Source organism: Streptomyces sp. NPDC048461 (genome assembly GCF_055587105.1).
Genome location: NZ_JBVJGW010000003.1, coordinates 476,433 through 493,045, shown reverse-complemented (window position 1 = coordinate 493,045; position 16,613 = coordinate 476,433). Strand labels below are relative to the sequence as shown.

At 75.1% G+C, this 16,613-nt stretch carries 14 protein-coding genes; 6 read left to right on the top strand and 8 right to left on the bottom strand.

The features are described from left to right. Positions 1-90: 90 nt before the first annotated feature. The 3 genes from ACZ6S8_RS07805 to ACZ6S8_RS07795 are packed head-to-tail and all read left to right on the top strand — an operon-like array spanning position 91 to position 4,297. Complete coding sequence (locus tag ACZ6S8_RS07805; RefSeq protein WP_469453438.1) at positions 91-2,283, top strand: putative cobaltochelatase; 2,193 nt, start codon at positions 91-93, stop codon at positions 2,281-2,283. After that, complete coding sequence (gene cobO, locus ACZ6S8_RS07800; protein WP_469453436.1) at positions 2,283-2,882, top strand: cob(I)yrinic acid a,c-diamide adenosyltransferase; 600 nt, start codon at positions 2,283-2,285, stop codon at positions 2,880-2,882. Before ACZ6S8_RS07805 ends, cobO begins: the two co-directional genes overlap by 1 nt. Then, complete coding sequence (locus ACZ6S8_RS07795) at positions 2,876-4,297, top strand: cobyrinate a,c-diamide synthase (RefSeq protein ID WP_469453434.1); 1,422 nt, start codon at positions 2,876-2,878, stop codon at positions 4,295-4,297. Before cobO ends, ACZ6S8_RS07795 begins: the two co-directional genes overlap by 7 nt. A 2-nt stretch (positions 4,298-4,299) precedes the next feature. Here ACZ6S8_RS07795 and ACZ6S8_RS07790 read toward each other — a convergent pair whose 3' ends face one another. Next, positions 4,300-5,025, bottom strand: coding sequence for a ZIP family metal transporter (locus ACZ6S8_RS07790; RefSeq protein WP_469453432.1), 726 nt, complete (start codon positions 5,023-5,025; stop codon positions 4,300-4,302). A gap of 160 nt (positions 5,026-5,185) precedes the next feature. Here ACZ6S8_RS07790 and cobC point away from each other — a divergent pair, with 160 nt between their 5' ends. Then, positions 5,186-6,610, top strand: a complete 1,425-nt coding sequence (gene cobC / locus ACZ6S8_RS07785; RefSeq protein WP_469453430.1) for an Rv2231c family pyridoxal phosphate-dependent protein CobC — start codon at positions 5,186-5,188, stop codon at positions 6,608-6,610. 168 nt (positions 6,611-6,778) lie between these two features. Beyond that, complete coding sequence (locus ACZ6S8_RS07780) at positions 6,779-8,014, top strand: CapA family protein (protein WP_469453428.1); 1,236 nt, start codon at positions 6,779-6,781, stop codon at positions 8,012-8,014. Between the two features lie 159 nt (positions 8,015-8,173). Here the strand turns inward: ACZ6S8_RS07780 and ACZ6S8_RS07775 are convergent, their stop codons facing one another. Together ACZ6S8_RS07775 and ACZ6S8_RS07770 are read right to left on the bottom strand one after the other, a co-directional pair. Next, positions 8,174-9,121, bottom strand: a complete 948-nt coding sequence (locus tag ACZ6S8_RS07775; RefSeq protein WP_469453426.1) for an SCO1860 family LAETG-anchored protein — start codon at positions 9,119-9,121, stop codon at positions 8,174-8,176. 296 nt (positions 9,122-9,417) lie between these two features. Further along, positions 9,418-10,563 carry an amidohydrolase family protein gene (locus tag ACZ6S8_RS07770; protein ID WP_469453425.1) on the bottom strand — a complete coding sequence of 382 codons (1,146 nt, stop codon included), beginning with the start codon at positions 10,561-10,563 and terminating at the stop codon, positions 9,418-9,420. Between the two features lie 84 nt (positions 10,564-10,647). On the opposite strand from ACZ6S8_RS07770, the gene ACZ6S8_RS07765 reads away from it, so the two are divergent. Then, the gene (locus ACZ6S8_RS07765; RefSeq protein WP_469453423.1) at positions 10,648-11,730 is read left to right on the top strand and encodes a pyridoxal-phosphate-dependent aminotransferase family protein; all 1,083 of its coding nucleotides are present in this window, start codon (positions 10,648-10,650) and stop codon (positions 11,728-11,730) included. A gap of 13 nt (positions 11,731-11,743) precedes the next feature. Here the strand turns inward: ACZ6S8_RS07765 and ACZ6S8_RS07760 are convergent, their stop codons facing one another. The 5 genes from ACZ6S8_RS07760 to ACZ6S8_RS07740 all read right to left on the bottom strand — a co-directional run bounded on the left by ACZ6S8_RS07760 (position 11,744) and on the right by ACZ6S8_RS07740 (position 16,498). Beyond that, positions 11,744-12,799: an aminotransferase class V-fold PLP-dependent enzyme gene (locus ACZ6S8_RS07760; RefSeq protein WP_469453421.1), complete on the bottom strand. Its 1,056-nt coding sequence runs from the start codon at positions 12,797-12,799 to the stop codon at positions 11,744-11,746. A 206-nt stretch (positions 12,800-13,005) separates the two neighbouring features. After that, positions 13,006-13,713 carry a DsbA family oxidoreductase gene (locus ACZ6S8_RS07755; RefSeq protein WP_469453420.1) on the bottom strand — a complete coding sequence of 236 codons (708 nt, stop codon included), beginning with the start codon at positions 13,711-13,713 and terminating at the stop codon, positions 13,006-13,008. A gap of 68 nt (positions 13,714-13,781) precedes the next feature. Next, positions 13,782-14,273 (bottom strand): GNAT family N-acetyltransferase, encoded by a 492-nt coding sequence (locus ACZ6S8_RS07750; protein ID WP_469453419.1) that lies wholly within the window; start codon positions 14,271-14,273, stop codon positions 13,782-13,784. A gap of 63 nt (positions 14,274-14,336) precedes the next feature. Continuing rightward, positions 14,337-15,785 (bottom strand): peptidoglycan D,D-transpeptidase FtsI family protein, encoded by a 1,449-nt coding sequence (locus tag ACZ6S8_RS07745; RefSeq protein WP_469453417.1) that lies wholly within the window; start codon positions 15,783-15,785, stop codon positions 14,337-14,339. Positions 15,786-15,847: 62 nt separating this feature from the next. Continuing rightward, positions 15,848-16,498, bottom strand: a complete 651-nt coding sequence (locus tag ACZ6S8_RS07740) for a response regulator transcription factor (RefSeq protein WP_469453603.1) — start codon at positions 16,496-16,498, stop codon at positions 15,848-15,850. Between the last annotated feature and the right edge of the window lie 115 nt (positions 16,499-16,613).

Below are 16,613 nucleotides of genomic sequence, written 5' to 3'. Positions count from 1 at the left end.
GGGCCGCGGCGACGGCGCGCCCGGCGCGGCGGCGGTCCGCGCCCTCACCCTGCCCGTGCCGCACATATCCCTAGAAGGAGTGAGCAACCGATGAGCACGCCCTATCCGTTCACCGCAGTGGTCGGCCAGAACGACCTGCGGCTGGCGCTCCTGCTCAATGCCGTGAGCCCGGCGGTCGGCGGCGTGCTCGTGCGCGGCGAGAAGGGGACCGCCAAGTCCACCGCCGTGCGTGCGCTGTCGGCGCTGCTGCCGAAGGTGGACGTCGTGTCCGGGTGCCGGTTCTCGTGCGCGCCCGCCGCGCCGGACCCGGCCTGCCCGGACGGCCCCCACGGGGAGGCCCCCGCCGGCGCCCGGCCGGCGCGGATGGTGGAACTGCCGGTCGGCGCGTCCGAGGACCGGCTCGTCGGCGCCCTCGACATCGAACGGGCCCTCTCCGAGGGCGTGAAGGCCTTCGAGCCGGGGCTGCTGGCCGACGCCCACCGCGGCATCCTCTACGTGGACGAGGTCAACCTCCTCCACGACCACCTGATCGACCTGCTGCTCGACGCGGCCGCGATGGGCGCCTCGTACGTCGAGCGCGAGGGCGTCTCCGTCCGCCACGCCGCCCGCTTCCTGCTGGTCGGGACCATGAACCCGGAGGAGGGCGAGCTCCGCCCGCAGCTCCTGGACCGGTTCGGCCTGACGGTGGAGGTCGCCGCCTCCCGCGAGCCCGCCCAGCGCGTCGAGGTGGTGCGCCGCCGGCTGGCGTACGAGGACGACCCCGCGGGCTTCGCGGACCGCTGGGCCGGGGACGAGCACGAGGTACGGGCCCGGGTGGTGGCGGCGCGGACGCTGCTGCCGAAGGTGGTGCTCGGGGACGGCTCGCTGCTCCAGATCGCGGCGACCTGCGCCGGCTTCGAGGTCGACGGCATGCGCGCCGACATCGTGATGGCGCGGACCGCGACCGCGCTGGCCGCCTGGGCCGGCCGGACCGAGGTGCGCAAGGAGGACGTCCGGCAGGCCGCCCTGCTGGCCCTCCCCCACCGGCGGCGCCGCAACCCCTTCGACGCGCCGGGCCTGGACGAGGAGAAGCTGGACCGCATCCTGGACGGCTTCCCGGACGACGAGCCGGAACCGGAGCCGCAGGGCCCGGACGACGGCTCCCCCCGGAACGGCGGCCCCGACGACGGCGGTCCCGACAACGGCGGCCCGGACGACAGCGGTCCGGACGACGGCGGCCCCGACGGCGGGGGCGGCGGGATCCCCCCGCGGGACGGCGGCCCCGAGGCGCCCGAGCGGCAGCAGGACCCGGACGACGCACGGCCCCAGGAGGCCTCCGGGGAGCAGGACTCCTCCGAGGGCCCGCAGCCGTCCGGGGCGGCCGAAGCCGCGCCCGAGCAGGCCGCGGTGCGCGCCGCCGAGCCGTTCCGCACCAAGGTGCTGAGCGTGCCGGGCCTCGGCGAGGGCGCGGCCGGGCGGCGCTCGCGCGCCCGTACGCCCCACGGCCGGACCACCGGGGCCCAGCGCCCGCGCGGCCAGCTGACCAGGCTGCACCTGGCGGCCACCGTGCACGCGGCGGCTCCGCACCAGAAGGCGCGCGGGCGCACCGGGCGCGGTCTGGTGATCCGCAAGGACGACCTGCGGCAGGCGACCCGGGAGGGCCGCGAGGGCAACCTCGTCCTCTTCCTCGTGGACGCCTCCGGCTCCATGGCGGCCCGGCAGCGGATGAGCGCGGTCAAGGGCGCCGTGCTGTCACTGCTGATGGACGCCTACCAGCGCCGCGACAAGGTCGGCCTGATCACCTTCCGGGGCTCCGGGGCCGAGCTGGCGCTGCCGCCGACCTCCTCGGTCGACTCGGCCGCGGCGCGGCTGGAGCAGCTGCCGACCGGGGGCCGCACCCCGCTGGCCGCCGGTCTGCTCAAAGCCCGTGAGGTGCTGCGGATCGAGCGGCTGCGGGACCCCTCGCGCCGGCCGCTGCTGGTCGTGGTCACCGACGGGCGGGCCACCTCGGCGGGCGGGCTCGGCGGCGGGCGGCCGGGGGACACGCCCCGCGCGCTGTCGGGCCGCGCCGCCCGGCTGCTGGCGGCCGAGGGCCTGACCTCCGTGGTCGTGGACTGCGAGTCCGGACCGGTCCGGCTGGGGCTGGCCGGCGTACTGGCCGCCGACCTCGCGGCGCCCGCCGTGACCCTGGACGGGCTGCGGGCGGACTCGCTGGCCGGGCTCGTGAAGGACGTGCGTACCGCCGTGACCGCCACCTCGTCACCGCAGAGCAGCAAGCAGAGCAGCAACAGGAGGGCCGCGTAATGCCGCAGGGACAGCCGTCCGTCGTTCCGGACGACGGACTCACGACGCGCCAGCGCCGCAACCGTCCGCTCGTCTTCGTCCACACCGGGCCCGGCAAGGGCAAGTCGACGGCGGCCTTCGGGCTGGCGCTGCGCGCCTGGAACCAGGGCTGGCCGATCGGGGTGTTCCAGTTCGTCAAGTCGGCGAAGTGGAAGGTCGGCGAGGAGAACGCGCTGAAGGTGCTCGGCGCCTCCGGCGAGGGCGGCTCCGTCGTCTGGCACAAGATGGGCGAGGGCTGGTCCTGGGTGCAGCGCGACGCCCAGCTCGACAACGAGCAGGCGGCCAAGGAGGGCTGGGAGCAGGTCAAGCGCGACCTGGCCGCCGAGACGCACAGGCTGTACGTCCTCGACGAGTTCGCGTACCCGATGCACTGGGGCTGGATCGACGTCGACGAGGTCATCGAGGTGCTGCGCGAGCGCCCCGGCACCCAGCACGTGGTCATCACGGGGCGCAACGCCCCGCAGAAGCTGGTGGAGTTCGCGGACCTGGTCACCGAGATGACCAAGGTCAAGCACCCGATGGACGCCGGCCAGAAGGGCCAGAAGGGCATCGAGTGGTGACGTCGCTCGGCATACCGCGGCTGGTCGTCGCCGCTCCGTCCTCCGGGAGCGGCAAGACCACCGTGACCACGGGCCTGATGGCCGCCTTCGCGGAGCGCGGCCTCGCCGTGTCCCCGCACAAGGCCGGGCCCGACTACATCGACCCCGGCTACCACGCGCTGGCCACCGGCCGGCCGGGACGGAACCTGGACGCGTTCATGTGCGGGCCGGACCTGGTCGCGCCGCTGTTCGCGCACGGGGCCGCCGGGTGCGACCTCGCGGTCGTCGAAGGCGTGATGGGGCTCTACGACGGGGCCGCCGGGCGGGGCGAGCTGGCGTCCACGGCGCAGGTCGCGAAGCTGCTGCGGGCGCCGGTGGTGCTGGTCGTCGACGCGTCCTCGCAGTCGCGGTCGGTCGCGGCGCTGGTGCACGGCTTCGCCTCCTTCGACCCGCAGGTCCGCCTGGGCGGCGTGATCCTCAACAAGGTCGGCTCCGACCGGCACGAGGTGATGCTGCGGGAGGCGCTGGAGGAGGCGGGGATGCCGGTGCTCGGCGTGCTGCGCCGGGCCCCGCAGGTGGCCGCGCCCTCGCGGCACCTGGGGCTGGTCCCGGTCGCCGAGCGGCGGGCGGACGCCCTGGCCTCGGTGGCGGCGCTGGCGGAGCAGGTGCGCCGGGGCTGTGACCTGGACGCCCTGATGGCCCTGGCCCGGACGGCCCCGCCGCTGCACTGCGAGCCCTGGTCCCCGTCGGGGGCCCTGGCGGGTGCGGGGGGCGGCCCGGCCACGACCGCTGCCGGACCGGCGGACGGGTTCCCCGGGCTTCCCGGCGGGCGGCCGGTCGTCGCCGTCGCGGGCGGACCGGCGTTCACGTTCTCGTACGCCGAGCACGCGGAGCTGCTGGCCGCGGCGGGCGCCGAGGTCGTGGTCTTCGACCCGCTGCGGGACGAGGAGCTCCCCGAGGGCGCCGGCGGTCTCGTGATCGGCGGCGGCTTCCCCGAGGTGTACGCGCCCGAACTGTCCGCCAACGAGGCGCTGCGCCGGTCCGTGGCGGCCTTCGCCGCGGCGGGCGGCCCGGTGGCGGCCGAGTGCGCCGGACTGCTGTACCTGGGACGGTCGCTGGACGGGAAGCCGATGTGCGGGGTGCTCGACGCCGACGCGCGGATGTCGGAGCGCCTCACCCTGGGCTACCGCGAGGCGGTGGCGGTGTCCGACAGCGCGCTCGCGGCGGCCGGGACCCGGCTGCGCGGGCACGAGTTCCACCGGACGGTGATCGAACCGGGTGCCGGGGCCGCTCCCGCGTGGGGGTTCACGCACCCGGAGCGCCGGGTCGAGGGCTTCGTACAGCAGGGCGTGCACGCCAGTTACCTGCACACGCACTGGGCGGCGGAGCCGTCCGTCGCCCGCCGCTTCGCGCGGGCGGCCGCGGGCCGTCCGTGAGCTCACTCCGCCAGGCCGACCACCAGCCAGATCCCGGCCACCCCGCCCACCGTGCACATCAGCGTGGACAGGGCGGGGTGTTCGTGGTGCGCCTCGGGCAGGATCTCGGCGGCGGCCAAGTACAGCAGGACCCCGCCGAAGAACCCGAGGTACGCGCCGAGCGGTTCCTCCGGAAGGGTGAACAGCAGCGTGGACGCCGCGCCCACGACCGGGGCCAGGGCGTCGGCGAAGAGCATCATCACCGCCTTGCGGCGGTCGTTCCCGTACAGGCTGGTGAGCGTGTACGTGTTGAACCCGTCGGCGAAGTCGTGGGTGATGACGGCCAGCGCCACGGCGACGCCCATGCCCCCGCCGACCTGGAAGGCCGCGCCCAGCGCGACCCCGTCGGCGAGGCTGTGGCCGACCATCGCCGCGGCCGCGGTGAGCCCCACCTCCGGGGCGCGGGCCCCGTCCTCGGCGCCGTGCGAGACCCGGCGTACGGCCAGCAGGCGTTCCACGACGTGTGCGACGAGGAACCCGGCCACGAAGAGCAGCAGGGCGAGCGGCACGCCGAAGAGCTCGTCGCCCGCCGCGTGCAGGGCCTCCGGGAGCAGGTCCAGGCCGACGACGCCGAGCATCAGCCCGCCGGCCAGGCCCAGCACGAGGTGGCGGCGGTCGGTGACGCGTTGCGCCGTCCATCCGCCCGCCAGGGTCATCAGGAACGCGCCCAACGCAACGATCACGGCCATGCCCCCTGGATACCGACTCCCCGCCCCGCGCGCACGTCCGCGCCCGGGCGCCGGGAGGCGGCCGGTTGACGAACGGACGACGGCGGGCGAGGTTCGGGTGGTGCGCGGGTGACGGTTCCGGGTGGCCCGGGTGACGGTGACGACGGAGGGAGGCTTCCCGGTGGGTGAGTACGCGACGCGGTTGGTGGTCGGGGTCGGCGGACGTGCGGGGGTCTCCGAGGAGGAGGTCTGCGCGCTGGTCGAGGAGACGCTGCGGGGGGCCGGGCTCGACGCCGGGGCGGTGACGGCGCTGGCCACGGTGGAGTCGAAGGCGGAGGAGGAGGGGATCGCCGGCGCGGCGAAACGTTTCGGCGTACCGCTCGTCGGCTACTCCGCCGAGGTACTGGCCGCGGTCGCGGTCCCGCACCCCTCGGAGGCGGCGCGCGCGGCGGCCGGAACCCCCTCGGTGGCGGAGGCCGCGGCGCTGGCGGCGGGCGGGGAACTGCTCGTGCCCAAGCGCCGGTCGGTGGCGGCTACCTGCGCGGTGGCCACGGCGCAGGGGCACGACCTGCGTCACCACGGCGACGCGGAGGTGCTGGACGCGGACGCGGCGCTGGTGGACCTCGCGGTCAACGTACGGGCGCACACTCCCCCGGAGTGGCTCACGCGGCGGATCGCGGCGTCCCTCGGGGACCTCGCGGCGTACCCCGACGGCCGGGCGGCCCGCGCGGCCGTCGCGGACCGGCACGGGCTGCCGGTCGAGCGGGTGCTGTTGACGGCCGGGGCGGCGGAGGCGTTCGTGCTGATCGCGCGGGCCCTGGACGCCGTGCGGCCGGTGGTGGTGCATCCGCAGTTCACCGAGCCGGAGTCGGCCCTGCGGGACGCGGGCCACCGGGTCGAGCGGGTCGTGCTGCGGGCGCAGGACGGGTTCCGCCTGGACCCGGCGGCGGTGCCCGAGGACGCGGACCTGGTGGTGGTCGGCAACCCCACCAACCCGACCTCCGTGCTGCACCCGGCGGACACCCTGGCCGCGCTGGCCCGGCCGGGCCGGCTGCTGGTGGTGGACGAGGCGTTCATGGACGCGGTCCCGGGCGAACGCGAGGCCCTGGCCGGCCGGACGGACCTGCCGGGCCTGGTGGTGCTGCGGAGCCTGACGAAGACCTGGGGGCTGGCCGGGCTGCGGATCGGCTACGTCCTGGCCGAGCCCGCCGTGATCGCGAAGCTGGCGGCGGCGCAGCCGCTGTGGCCGGTGTCGACCCCGGCGCTGGTGGCCGCCGAGGCCTGTCTGGCCCCGGCGGCGCTGGCCGAGGCGGAGGAGGCGGCGCGGCAGGTCGCGGTGGACCGGGCGCACCTGCTGGCCGGGCTCGCGGAGTTCGAGGAGATCACCGTCTCGGGGGTGGCGGAGGGGCCCTTCGTCCTGATCCGGGTGGACGGGGCCGCGGAGGTCCGCCTGCGGCTGCGCGCCCTCGGGTTCGCGGTCCGGCGCGGGGACACCTTCCCCGGGCTGGACCGCTCCTGGCTGCGGCTGGCGGTCCGCGACCGGGTGACGACGGGCCGGCTGCTCCAGGCCCTGGACCGCGCGCTGGCCCTCACCGGCGGCCGCTGACCCCGGGAGGCGGTGGCTCCGGCGCCGGGAGGCGGTGCTCCGGCCCCGGAGGGCGGTGCTCCGGCCCCGCCGCGCGCCTGCGGTCTCCGTACGGGCGACGTACCCTGACGCCGGGGTGCCGGGGGCGGCGACGGGCCCCGAGCGGACGTACGCACCGGGGGGTCGGACATGAAGGCATCCGTCAGGACCTGCGCGGCACTGGCCGCGCTGGCCGTGGTGGGCGGCGGCGTCTACGCCGCGCCCCGGCTGCTGGAGCGCGGTGGTGCGTCCGCCGCGCAGCAGCGGCTCCAGGACGGGCCGGAGCGGGGCGGGACCGCGCCTGCGGCGCCGTCCCCGCGGGCGCCGGCGGGGCGGCCGTTCACCCTGGTGGCGACGGGCGACATCATCCCGTACCCGTCGATCGTCCAGCGGGCGGCCGACGACGCGGGCCCGGCCGGAGGGTACGACTTCCGCCCGATCCTGGCCGGGGTCGAGCCCCTCGTCTCCGCCGCCGACCTGGCGGTGTGCCACCACGAGATACCGTACGGGCGGCCCGGCGGACCGTACACGGGCTACCCGCTCTTCAAGGCCCCGCACCAGCTGGCCGACGCCCTGAAGGACGCGGGCTACGACAGCTGTTCCACGGCCTCGAACCACACCCTGGACGACGGCTTCGAGGGTCTCGCCCGCACCCTGGACCACCTCGACCGCGCCGGGGTCCCGCACGTCGGTTCGGCCCGCAGCGCCCAGGAGGCCGCCGCGCCGGCCGTGATGCGGGCCGGCGGAGCGAAGGTGGCGCAGCTGTCGTACACGTACGGCACGAACGGCATCCCCCTCCCCCCGGACAAGCCGTGGGCGGTGAACCTCCTCGACCGGGACCGGATCGTCGCCGACGCCCGCGCCGCCCGGGCCGGGGGTGCGAACGTGGTGGTGCTGAGCGTCCACTGGGGCACCGAGTGGCAGACGGCCCCCGACGAGCAGCAGCGCGAGCTGGCGCAGGCGCTGACGGCCTCCCGCGGCGCCGACGGCCTCCCCGACATCGATCTGGTCCTGGGCACCCACAACCACGTGCCGCAGCCCTACGAGAAGATCAACGGCACCTGGGTGGTCTTCGGCATGGGCGACCAGGTCGCCAGTTTCGTGCCGGCGGACAAGCTGCGCGGCAACCAGTCCTCGGTGCCCCGGTTCACCTTCGCCCCGGCGGCGGACCGCCCGGGCCGCTGGGACGTGGTCAAGGCCGAGTACCTGACGCAGTTCTCGGACACGGGGCCGCCGTTCCGCGTCGTCTGCGCGTCCTGCGCGGCGTCCGACACCGGGCTCCCGGCGGCCAAGCGCGCCGAGTACGCGCGGATCGACCGGCAGGTCACGGAGGCCGTGCTGTCGCGCGGCGCGGCGGAACAGGGGCTGGAGCACGCCACCCGCTGAGCCCCCACCCGCGGTCGGCCGTGCCCCTGCTCCCTGCCCCCCGCCCCGCTCCGGCGGGCGCCCCGCGCCCCCGGTTCCGGCTCCGCCGGGCGCGCCGTCCCGTCGAGCACTCCCCTCCGGGTGCTCCTCGGGACGGCACCCCCTAGCGGACGCCGCGGCTCACGAGGTCCTGCGCCGCCGGGTCAGGAGCAGGGCGCCCCCGCCGATCCCGAGCAGGACCAGGGCGGCGCCCGCGACGTACGGGGCCGTCGAACCGCCGCCGGTCTCGGCCAGGTTGGCGCCGGTGGTGACGGGCGTGACGGTTCCGGTCCGGGTGTCCGTGACGGCCTGCGGCTTCACGTCGGGCTTCCCCTCCGGCTTCGGCGGGATCGGGGCGGGAGCCGGCGGGGACGTGCAGTGCGCCTCCGCGAGCACGATCTCCCCCTGGACCTCGGCCACGTTCAGGTTCAGCGGGTTCACGGAGACCTTGAGCCGCAGCGCCGACGCGGCCGCCGTGTCGGAGGTGGTCTCGGTGCCGGACAGCTCCAGGCCGACCAGGCCCACGCCCGGGACCTCGATCTTGGTCGGGCCGCCGGCCGACAGGGTGACCTTCTTGCCGAGCGCGGTGACCTTGCCGAGGACGTTCGCGTTCGCCACGGGCTTCTTGCCGGCCTCGCAGACGGCCTTGGAGGTGACCTGCTCCACCTCGACGAGCGAGAGGGCCGGCAGTCCGGGCACGTGCACCCGGGCCTTGGCGAGGTTCACCTCGGCCTCGGCCCTGTTCTTGTCCGCGGTCGCCTTGGACGTGGCCACGTCGGCGCGCAGCACCCTGACCGGGGCGCCTCCCTCGACGCCGTCGAGGGTGACGGTCAGCGCCGTCTTCTGCGCGGGGGTGGCCGGGGCGGTGACCTCGTTGAGCGTGGTCTTCAGGGGGACGTTCACGGTCTTGTTGAGCAGGCTCACGTCCAGCCCGGCCCGCAGGACCACGGCTCCTGCCGTGCCCGCTCCCCCGGACCCCGCGGAGCCTCCCCCGCCTCCCGTGGCGAAGGCGGGGGGAGCGGCGAGCAGGGCCACCGCTCCCGTGGCGAGCAGGGCGACCGCGGGCATGCGGAAGGTATTGCTGTTCAAGATGGTGGAACCCCCGGGGAGATGGGTGCCGTCGCGGCGCCAATGGGGGACATCGCACGCGCCGACGGCTTCGACCCTCGGAATCTTTACGCACTGTGGGTGAACGGGCAGCAACCTGACGCCAGTTCACCCCAATGGGTGGTTTCCACGCATACATTCGATTTCCTGCGCCCCACGAGGAACGCGAGTGCGCCCTTCTCGCAGGCGTCCCGCCCCCGGGCTGCCGCGCGGGCGTGCACAACGACACCGGGACCACCGATGTCACGCCCCGTCAACGCGGCGCCGTCGGCGCCCGGTCAGGCGCGGACCGTACCGTTCACCACGACCCGCAGCGGCCGCGCGAGCGCGCGCACGTCGGCCCGCGGGTCCTCGGCGTACACCACGAGGTCCGCCGGCGCCCCCTCGACGAGACCGGGCCGCCCGAGCCACGCACGGGCCGCCCAGGCCGTCGCCGAGAGCGCCTCCAGCGGCGGGATGCCGGCCTTCACCAGCTCCGCCACCTCCGCCGCGACCAGCCCGTGCGGCAGCGAGCCGCCCGCGTCCGTGCCGACGTACACCGGGACCCCCGCGTCGTAGGCCGCCCGGACCGTGTCGTACCGGCGCTCGTGCAGCCGTCGCATGTGCGCCGACCAGCGCGGGAACTTGGCCTCGCCGCCCGCCGCCATCTTCGGGAACGTCGCGATGTTCACCAGGGTCGGGACGATCGCGACGCCGCGCTCCGCGAACAGCGGGACGGTGTCCTCGGTGAGCCCGGTGGCGTGCTCGACACAGTCGATGCCCGCCTCGACCAGGTCGCGCAGCGAGTCCTCCGCGAAGCAGTGCGCGGTGACGCGGGCACCGAGGCGGTGCGCCTCGGCGATGGCCGCCTCGACCTCCGCCCGCGGCCAGCAGGCCGTCAGGTCGCCCGCCTCGCGGTCGATCCAGTCCCCCACCAGCTTCACCCAGCCGTCGCCCCGCAGCGCCTCCCGGCCGACGTACTCGACGAGGTCGGCCGGCTCGATCTCGTGCGCGTAGTTGCGGATGTAGCGGCGGGTCCGCGCGATGTGACGACCCGCCCTGATGATCTTCGGCAGGTCGTCGCGGGCGTCGATCCAGCGGGTGTCCGAGGGCGATCCCGCGTCGCGGATCAGCAGGGTGCCCGCGTCCCGGTCGGTGAGGGCCTGGCGCTCCGCCGTCCCCGCGTCGACCGGGCCGTGCGAGTCCAGCCCGACGTGGCAGTGCGCGTCGACCAGGCCCGGCAGGGCCCAGCCGGTCACCGTGGTGACCTCGCGGGCGGTGCGCGGGCGTTCCCAGGAGATCCGCCCGCCGACCACCCAGAGCTCGTCGCGGACGTCGTCGGGGCCGACGAGCACCCGCCCCTTCACGTGCAGCACCGCGCCGTCGCGCGGGACGGCGGCGGCGTCGGTGTGGGTGTCGGTGTCGGTCGCCTCGGCATCGGTCATGTCGGCACTGTACGTGCGTGCTCGGTACGCTCTCCCGGTACATCCGGACGACCCCGGACGAGCCCGGACGAAGAGAGCGCCGCCGTGACCCACCCCCTCCTGGACTTCCCGCCCTTGACCGCGGAGCGCTTCGCGTCGATCGAGCGGCGGGTCGCCGAGCTCCTCTCCACCCGGCAGGACGTGGTGATCACCCAGGGCGAGGCGCTGCTGCCCCTGGAGGGGTGCATCCGGTCGGGAGCCCGGCCCGGTTCGACGGCGCTGAACGTCGTCACCGGCCCGTACGGGACCACCTTCGGCAACTGGCTGCGCGACTGCGGGGCCACGGTGGTGGACCTGGAGGTGCCCTTCGACACCGCGGTGACGGCCGGGCAGGTGGCGGCGGCGCTCGCCGAGCGCCCGGAGATCGACTTCGTCTCGCTGGTCCACGCGGAGGCGGCCACCGGCAACACCAACCCGGTCGCGGAGATCGGCGAGGCCGTACGGGCCCACGGCGCGCTGTTCATGCTCGACGCGGTGGCGTCCGTGGGCGCCGAACCGCTGCTCCCGGACGCGTGGGGCGTCGACCTGTGCGTGATCGGCGCGCAGAAGGCGATGGGCGGCCCCGCCGGGGTCTCGGCGGTGTCGGTGTCGGAGCGCGCCTGGGCCCGCTTCGCCGGGAACCCGGCGGCGCCGCGCCGCTCGTACCTCTCGCTCCTGGACTGGAAGGAGCGCTGGATCGACGGCGGGCGCACGGCGCTGCTCCACGCACCGGCGCAGCTGGAGATGCTGGCCCTGGAGGCCTGCCTGGACCGGATCGCCGCCGAGGGCCTCCCCGTGGTGGAGGCCCGCCACGCGGCCGCGGCCGCGGCGACCCGGGTGGGCGCGGCGGCCCTGGGCCTCGCCCCGTTCGTGGGCCGGGCGGCGGAGGCTGCCCCGGTGGCCACCACCCTGCGCGTCCCGGACGCCTCGGTGGTGGCGGCCAAGGCCCTGGGCGCCGATCCGGCGGCCCCGCTCGCGGCGGGCGGCGGTGCGCTGGCGAAGGAGATGGTCCGGGTCAACCACTACGGCCGGGCGGCCTCGTTGCCGGTGGTGCGGAGCGCGCTGGCCGCCCTCGCGGCGGGCCTGGGCGTCGAGCCGGGTCCGGCGCTGGACGCGGCGGACGCGGCGTGGGAGGCGGCCCTGCGCTGACCCCGCGGGGCGGTCAGGACAGGGCGTTCAGCAGCCGGTCCACGTCCGCCTCGGTGGTGTAGAGGTGGAACGAGGCCCGCAGGGCGCCCGCGCGGGCGGCGGTGGCGATGCCGGCCGCCTGGAGCGCGGGCAGCCGGTCGGCGAGGCCCGGGACGGAGACGATGGCGGCGTCGCCGGGCACCGGTTCGTGGCCCAGCCGGGCGAGCCCGGCCCGGTAGCGGGCGGCCAGGGCGGTGTCGTGGGCGTGCACGGCCTCGATGCCGACGCCCTCCAGCAGCGCCAGCGAGGGTTCGGCCGCGTGGTAGGCGAGGAAGGCCGGGGACTCGTCGAACTTCCGGGCCCCGTGCGCGAGTTCCCGCATCGGCCCGTACGTGGCGTCCCACATGGACTCGGCCGCGACCCAGCCGGCGTGCAGCGGGGTCAGGGTGTGCTCGGCGTCCTCCGAGACGGTCAGGTAGGAGGCTCCGCGGGCGCCGAGCAGCCACTTGTACCCGGCGGTGACCGTGTACTCGTACGGCGAGGCGTCGAAGGGCAGCCAGCCCGCCGCCTGTGTCGCGTCCACCAGCATCCGGGCCCCGTGCGCGGCCGTCGCCGCGCGCACCGCGGCCAGGTCCGCCGTCCGCCCGTCGGCGGACTGTACGGCGCTCAGCGACACCAGCGCCGTGCCGGCGTCGACGGCTTCGGCGAGGGACTCCAGCGGGGCGAAGCGGACCTTGAGGTCCCCGCGCACCACGAAGGGGTTGATGACGGAGGCGAACTCACCCTCGGGGCACAGGACTTCGGAGCCGGACGGCAGGGAGGCCGCGACGAGGCCGACGTGCGTGGAGACGGCCGAGCCGACGGCCACGCGGTCGGTTCCGACCCCGACCAGCCGGGCGAAGGCGGCGCGGACCCGGTTCACGCGGTCGAAGTCGCCGAAGCCGGCGGGGGTCGCGGCGCCCGCGGCCCCGACCAGTTCGCGTACCGCCGCGACGGCCGCGCGCGGCAGCACGCCGCAGGTGGCGGTGTTGAGGTAGACGGTGGACGGGGCGAACTCGGCGCGGGCCGTCTCGGCGAGGGGAAGATCCATGCCTTCCACTCTGACCCAGGACCGACCCAAAGTCCATGGCCGAGTTCCCCGGCCTAGCCCAAAGTGATCCTTATGGCGGAGGTCGAGGCCGCGGGCCGGAGCCGGGGGGAGGGAGAGCCGCAGGGCCGGCCCCGCGGCCCGGGGCTGCGGGGCCGTCAGGACCGCGGAGCCGTCAGGACTGCGGGACCGTCAGGACTGCGGGACTGTCAGGACTGCGGGACCGCGCACGCCCCGTCGGGCTCGCACGCCCCTTCGGCGGGCGCCGGCTCCTCCACCTCGCGCCCCGCCCAGGCCTGCTCCAGCGCGCGGGTGAACACCTCGGCCGGCTGTCCGCCGGAGATTCCGAAGCGGCGGTCGAGGACGAAGAACGGCACGGCGTTCGCGCCCAGCTCTGCGGCCTCGCGCTCGTCGGTGCGGACCTCCTCGGCGTAGGCGGAGTCGTCGGCCAGCACGGCGCGGGCCTCGGCCTCGTCGAGACCGGCCTCGACGGCGAGCGCGAGCAGCACCCCGGCGTCGAAGACGGAGCGCTCCTCGGCGAAGTTGGCGCGGTAGGCCAGGTCGAGCAGCTCCTCCTGGCGGCCGCGGGCGGCGGCCAGGTGCAACAGGCGGTGGATGTCGAAGGTGTTGCCGTGGTCGCGGCCCTCGGTGCGGTACGTCAGCCCCTCCGCGCGGGCGCTCTGCGCGACGTGCTCCTCCATGCCGCGCGCCTCTTCGAGGGTGCGGCCGTACTTCTGGGCGAGCATCTCCACGACGGGGGCGGAGACGCCCTTGGGACCGTTGGGGTCGAGCTCGAAGGACCGGAAGACGACCTCCACCTCGTCGCGGTGCGCGAAGTCGGCCAGCCCCTTGGTGAAACGGGCCTTGCCGATGTAGCACCAGGGGCAGGCGATGTCGCTCCAGATCTCGACGCGCATGATCCTTCTTCTCTCCGGGTCCGTCACGGGATGAAACAGTTCCCTCTTCAACGACATGGGGACGCGTCTCATTCCCCGGTCGGCGCAGTGACCGCGAGCCACAGGACGAGGTGGGAGGCGGAGGCGGCGGACTCCGGCTCCGGGAGCCAGCCCCGGCGTGCGTAGAAGGCCCGGGCCCGGAGGTTGTGCTCGTACACCTCCAGCCGGGCCCTGTCCGTGCCGGCCCGGCGCCAGGCGTCGAGGCAGGCCTCGTGCAGGGCGGATCCGGTGCCCCGGCTCCAGTGGTCCGGGTCGACGTGGAGCTGGGTGAGGGTGGTCTCGCCGTCCGCGGTGCGGAAGGCGGCGACGCCGGTGATGCGCCCGTCCCGCTCGGCGCAGAGCACGCTGCCGTCGGCGGCGGACCGGGCGACGGCGCGCGACCAGCCCTCGCGGGTGCGCGCCAGCTCGGCCTCGCCGCCGTAGGCCTCTTCGGGGAGGCGGCCCCGGTAGTAGGTGGCCCGCGCCCGGATGTGGAGGGCGGCTATGGCGTCGAGGTCGGCGAACTGCGCGGTCCTGATCATGGAATGACCGACGCGCCGGGAACCCCGAAGGTTCCCGGCGCGCCGGACGTGCGCTCGGCGTGGCTACTTCTTCAGCCACGCCTCCATCATCTTCTGCGCGATGGGGGCGGCGAGCTTGCCGCCGCCGATCTCGGAGCGGTCGGTGTCCGAGTTCTCGATCACGACCGCGACGGCGATCTGCTTGCCGTTCAGCTTGCCGTAGGAGGTGAACCAGGCCAGCGGCGAGAGGCTGTTGTTGACGCCGCGCTGGGCGGTGCCCGTCTTGCCGCCCACCTCCGCGCCGCTCACCCGGGCGGGCTTGCCGCCACCCTCGCTGACCACCGTCTTCATCGCGTCCCGCAGCATCGAGGCGGTCTTGGCCTTCATGACCTGCTCGGACTTCGGGTCCTTGAAGCTCTCCAGGACGTTGCCGTTGGCGTCGGTGACCTGGGAGACCATGTGCGGCGCGACGAGCTTGCCGCCGTTCTCGACGGCGGCCGTGACCATGGCCATCTGGAGGGGGGTGGCCTGGACGTCGAACTGGCCGATACCCGTCTGCGCGACCTGGTCGACGGACATCTTCGCCTTGGGGTACGAGCTCGGCGGGTTGGTGCGGACCGGGGTGTCGATCTGCGTGTTGAAGCCGAGCTTCTCGGCCATGGCCCGCATCTTGTCCTGGCCGAGCCGGTGCGCCAGCTCGGCGAAGACGTTGTTGCAGGACAGCCTCAGGGCGACGCGCGCCGAGACGTTGTTGCACATCTCCGCGGGGGCCTCGCTGCGCAGATCGGTGCGGGTGCCGGGGATCGTGTACGGGGCCTTGATGCCGGTCGGCGTGTCGATGTCGGTCACCAGGCCGTTCTCGATCGCCGCCGCGAGGGTGACGAGCTTGAACGTGGAGCCGGGCGCCTGCGGCTTGCGCAGGGCCACGTTCTCCAGGGCCTTGCCCTTGTCGGCGGACAGCTCCCCCCAGGCCTCCGTGTCGTTCGCGCCGGCGATCCGGCCCGGGTCGAAGGAGGGGTTGTTGACGATGCCGAGGATCTGACCCGTCGCGGGGTCGATGGCCACGGCGGCGCCCTGCTTGCCCTGGAGCGCGTCGAACCCGGCCTTCTGGACGTCCTTGTCGATGGTCGTCAGCACGTCGCCCGGGGTGGCCCGCTTGTTGGTGAGCATGTCCATCATGGTCTTCAGCCGGCTGTCGGAGCCGTTGAGGACGTTCTTGTAGACGCCCTCCAGCATGCTCGTACCGAAGGCCTGGGAGCTGTATCCGGTGACGGGCGCGTAGAGCGGGCCGTCGGTGTACGTGCGCTTGTACCCGAAGTCCTTGCCGCCCGTCTTCGTCGAGCCCGTGATCGCCTCCCCGCCCACGATGATGTTGCCCAGCGGGTTCTCGTACTGCCCGATGAGGTTCCGGCGGTTGTTCTTGTCGTCTGCGAGGGCCTGGCCTTGGTATGCCTGCACCCAGGTGACACGGACCAGCAGGGCCAGCACCAGAAGCAGACAGAAGACCGACGCACGCCTGATCGTCTTGTTCATCCCCCGGAAAGACGCCCCGGCGGCCCCGGTCGTTCCGCTCTGCCCCGATTGTGGCGGAGTTCTCAGTGTTTCCTCATGAAGCCGCCCTCGTAGGCGGCGATCACCGCCTGGGTCCGGTCGCGGGAGCCCGTCTTGGCCAGGACCGCCGCCACGTGGGTCTTCACCGTCTGCGGTCCGACGCCCAGTCGCTCGCTCACCTCGTGGTTGGACAGGCCGGTGGCGATGAGGCGCAGGACGTCGGCCTCCCGGTCGGTGAGCCGGGCCACCCACGGCGCGGCGGCCGCGGGCGGGGCGCCTGCCGTGCGGGCGGCGGCCAGGGCGCGGACCGCGGACGGGAAGAGCAGCGAGTCGCTGCGGGCGACGAGCCGGACCGCGCCGATCAGCTCGTCCGGGTCCGCCCGCTTCAGGAGGAACCCGGCGGCGCCCGCGCGCAGCGCGTCGTAGACGTGGGCGTCGTTCTCGAAGGTGGTGACGACCACCACCCGGGGCGGCTCGGGCATGGTGGCGAGGATCTGCTCGGTGGCCCGGATGCCGTCGATCTCGGGCATCCGGACGTCCATCAGCACCACGTCGGGAGCCAGGGAGCGGACCAGGGAGACGGCCTCGGAGCCGGTGGCGGCCTCGCCGACGACCTCCAGGTCCGGTTCCGCTTCGAGGATGACCCGCAGCGCGGTGCGGACCAGCCGCTCGTCGTCGCAGAGCACGATCCGCAGGGTCCGCCGCCCGGCCGCCCCCGGCGACGCGGACGCCGCCCGCGGCACCCCAGGGGCGACGGATCCGCCGCCCGGACGGACGGGCGCCACGGGTCCGTCGTCCGGACGCACGGGA

Coding starts and splice junctions, on each gene's coding strand:
- ACZ6S8_RS07805 (WP_469453438.1), top strand. CDS start 91: ATGAGCACGCCCTATCCGTTCACCGCAGTGGTCGGCCAGAACGACCTG.
- cobO (WP_469453436.1), top strand. CDS start 2,283: ATGCCGCAGGGACAGCCGTCCGTCGTTCCGGACGACGGACTCACGACG.
- ACZ6S8_RS07790 (WP_469453432.1), bottom strand. CDS start 5,025: ATGGCCGTGATCGTTGCGTTGGGCGCGTTCCTGATGACCCTGGCGGGC.
- ACZ6S8_RS07780 (WP_469453428.1), top strand. CDS start 6,779: ATGAAGGCATCCGTCAGGACCTGCGCGGCACTGGCCGCGCTGGCCGTG.
- ACZ6S8_RS07770 (WP_469453425.1), bottom strand. CDS start 10,563: ATGACCGATGCCGAGGCGACCGACACCGACACCCACACCGACGCCGCC.
- ACZ6S8_RS07760 (WP_469453421.1), bottom strand. CDS start 12,799: ATGGATCTTCCCCTCGCCGAGACGGCCCGCGCCGAGTTCGCCCCGTCC.
- ACZ6S8_RS07755 (WP_469453420.1), bottom strand. CDS start 13,713: ATGCGCGTCGAGATCTGGAGCGACATCGCCTGCCCCTGGTGCTACATC.
- ACZ6S8_RS07750 (WP_469453419.1), bottom strand. CDS start 14,273: ATGATCAGGACCGCGCAGTTCGCCGACCTCGACGCCATAGCCGCCCTC.
- ACZ6S8_RS07745 (WP_469453417.1), bottom strand. CDS start 15,785: ATGAACAAGACGATCAGGCGTGCGTCGGTCTTCTGTCTGCTTCTGGTG.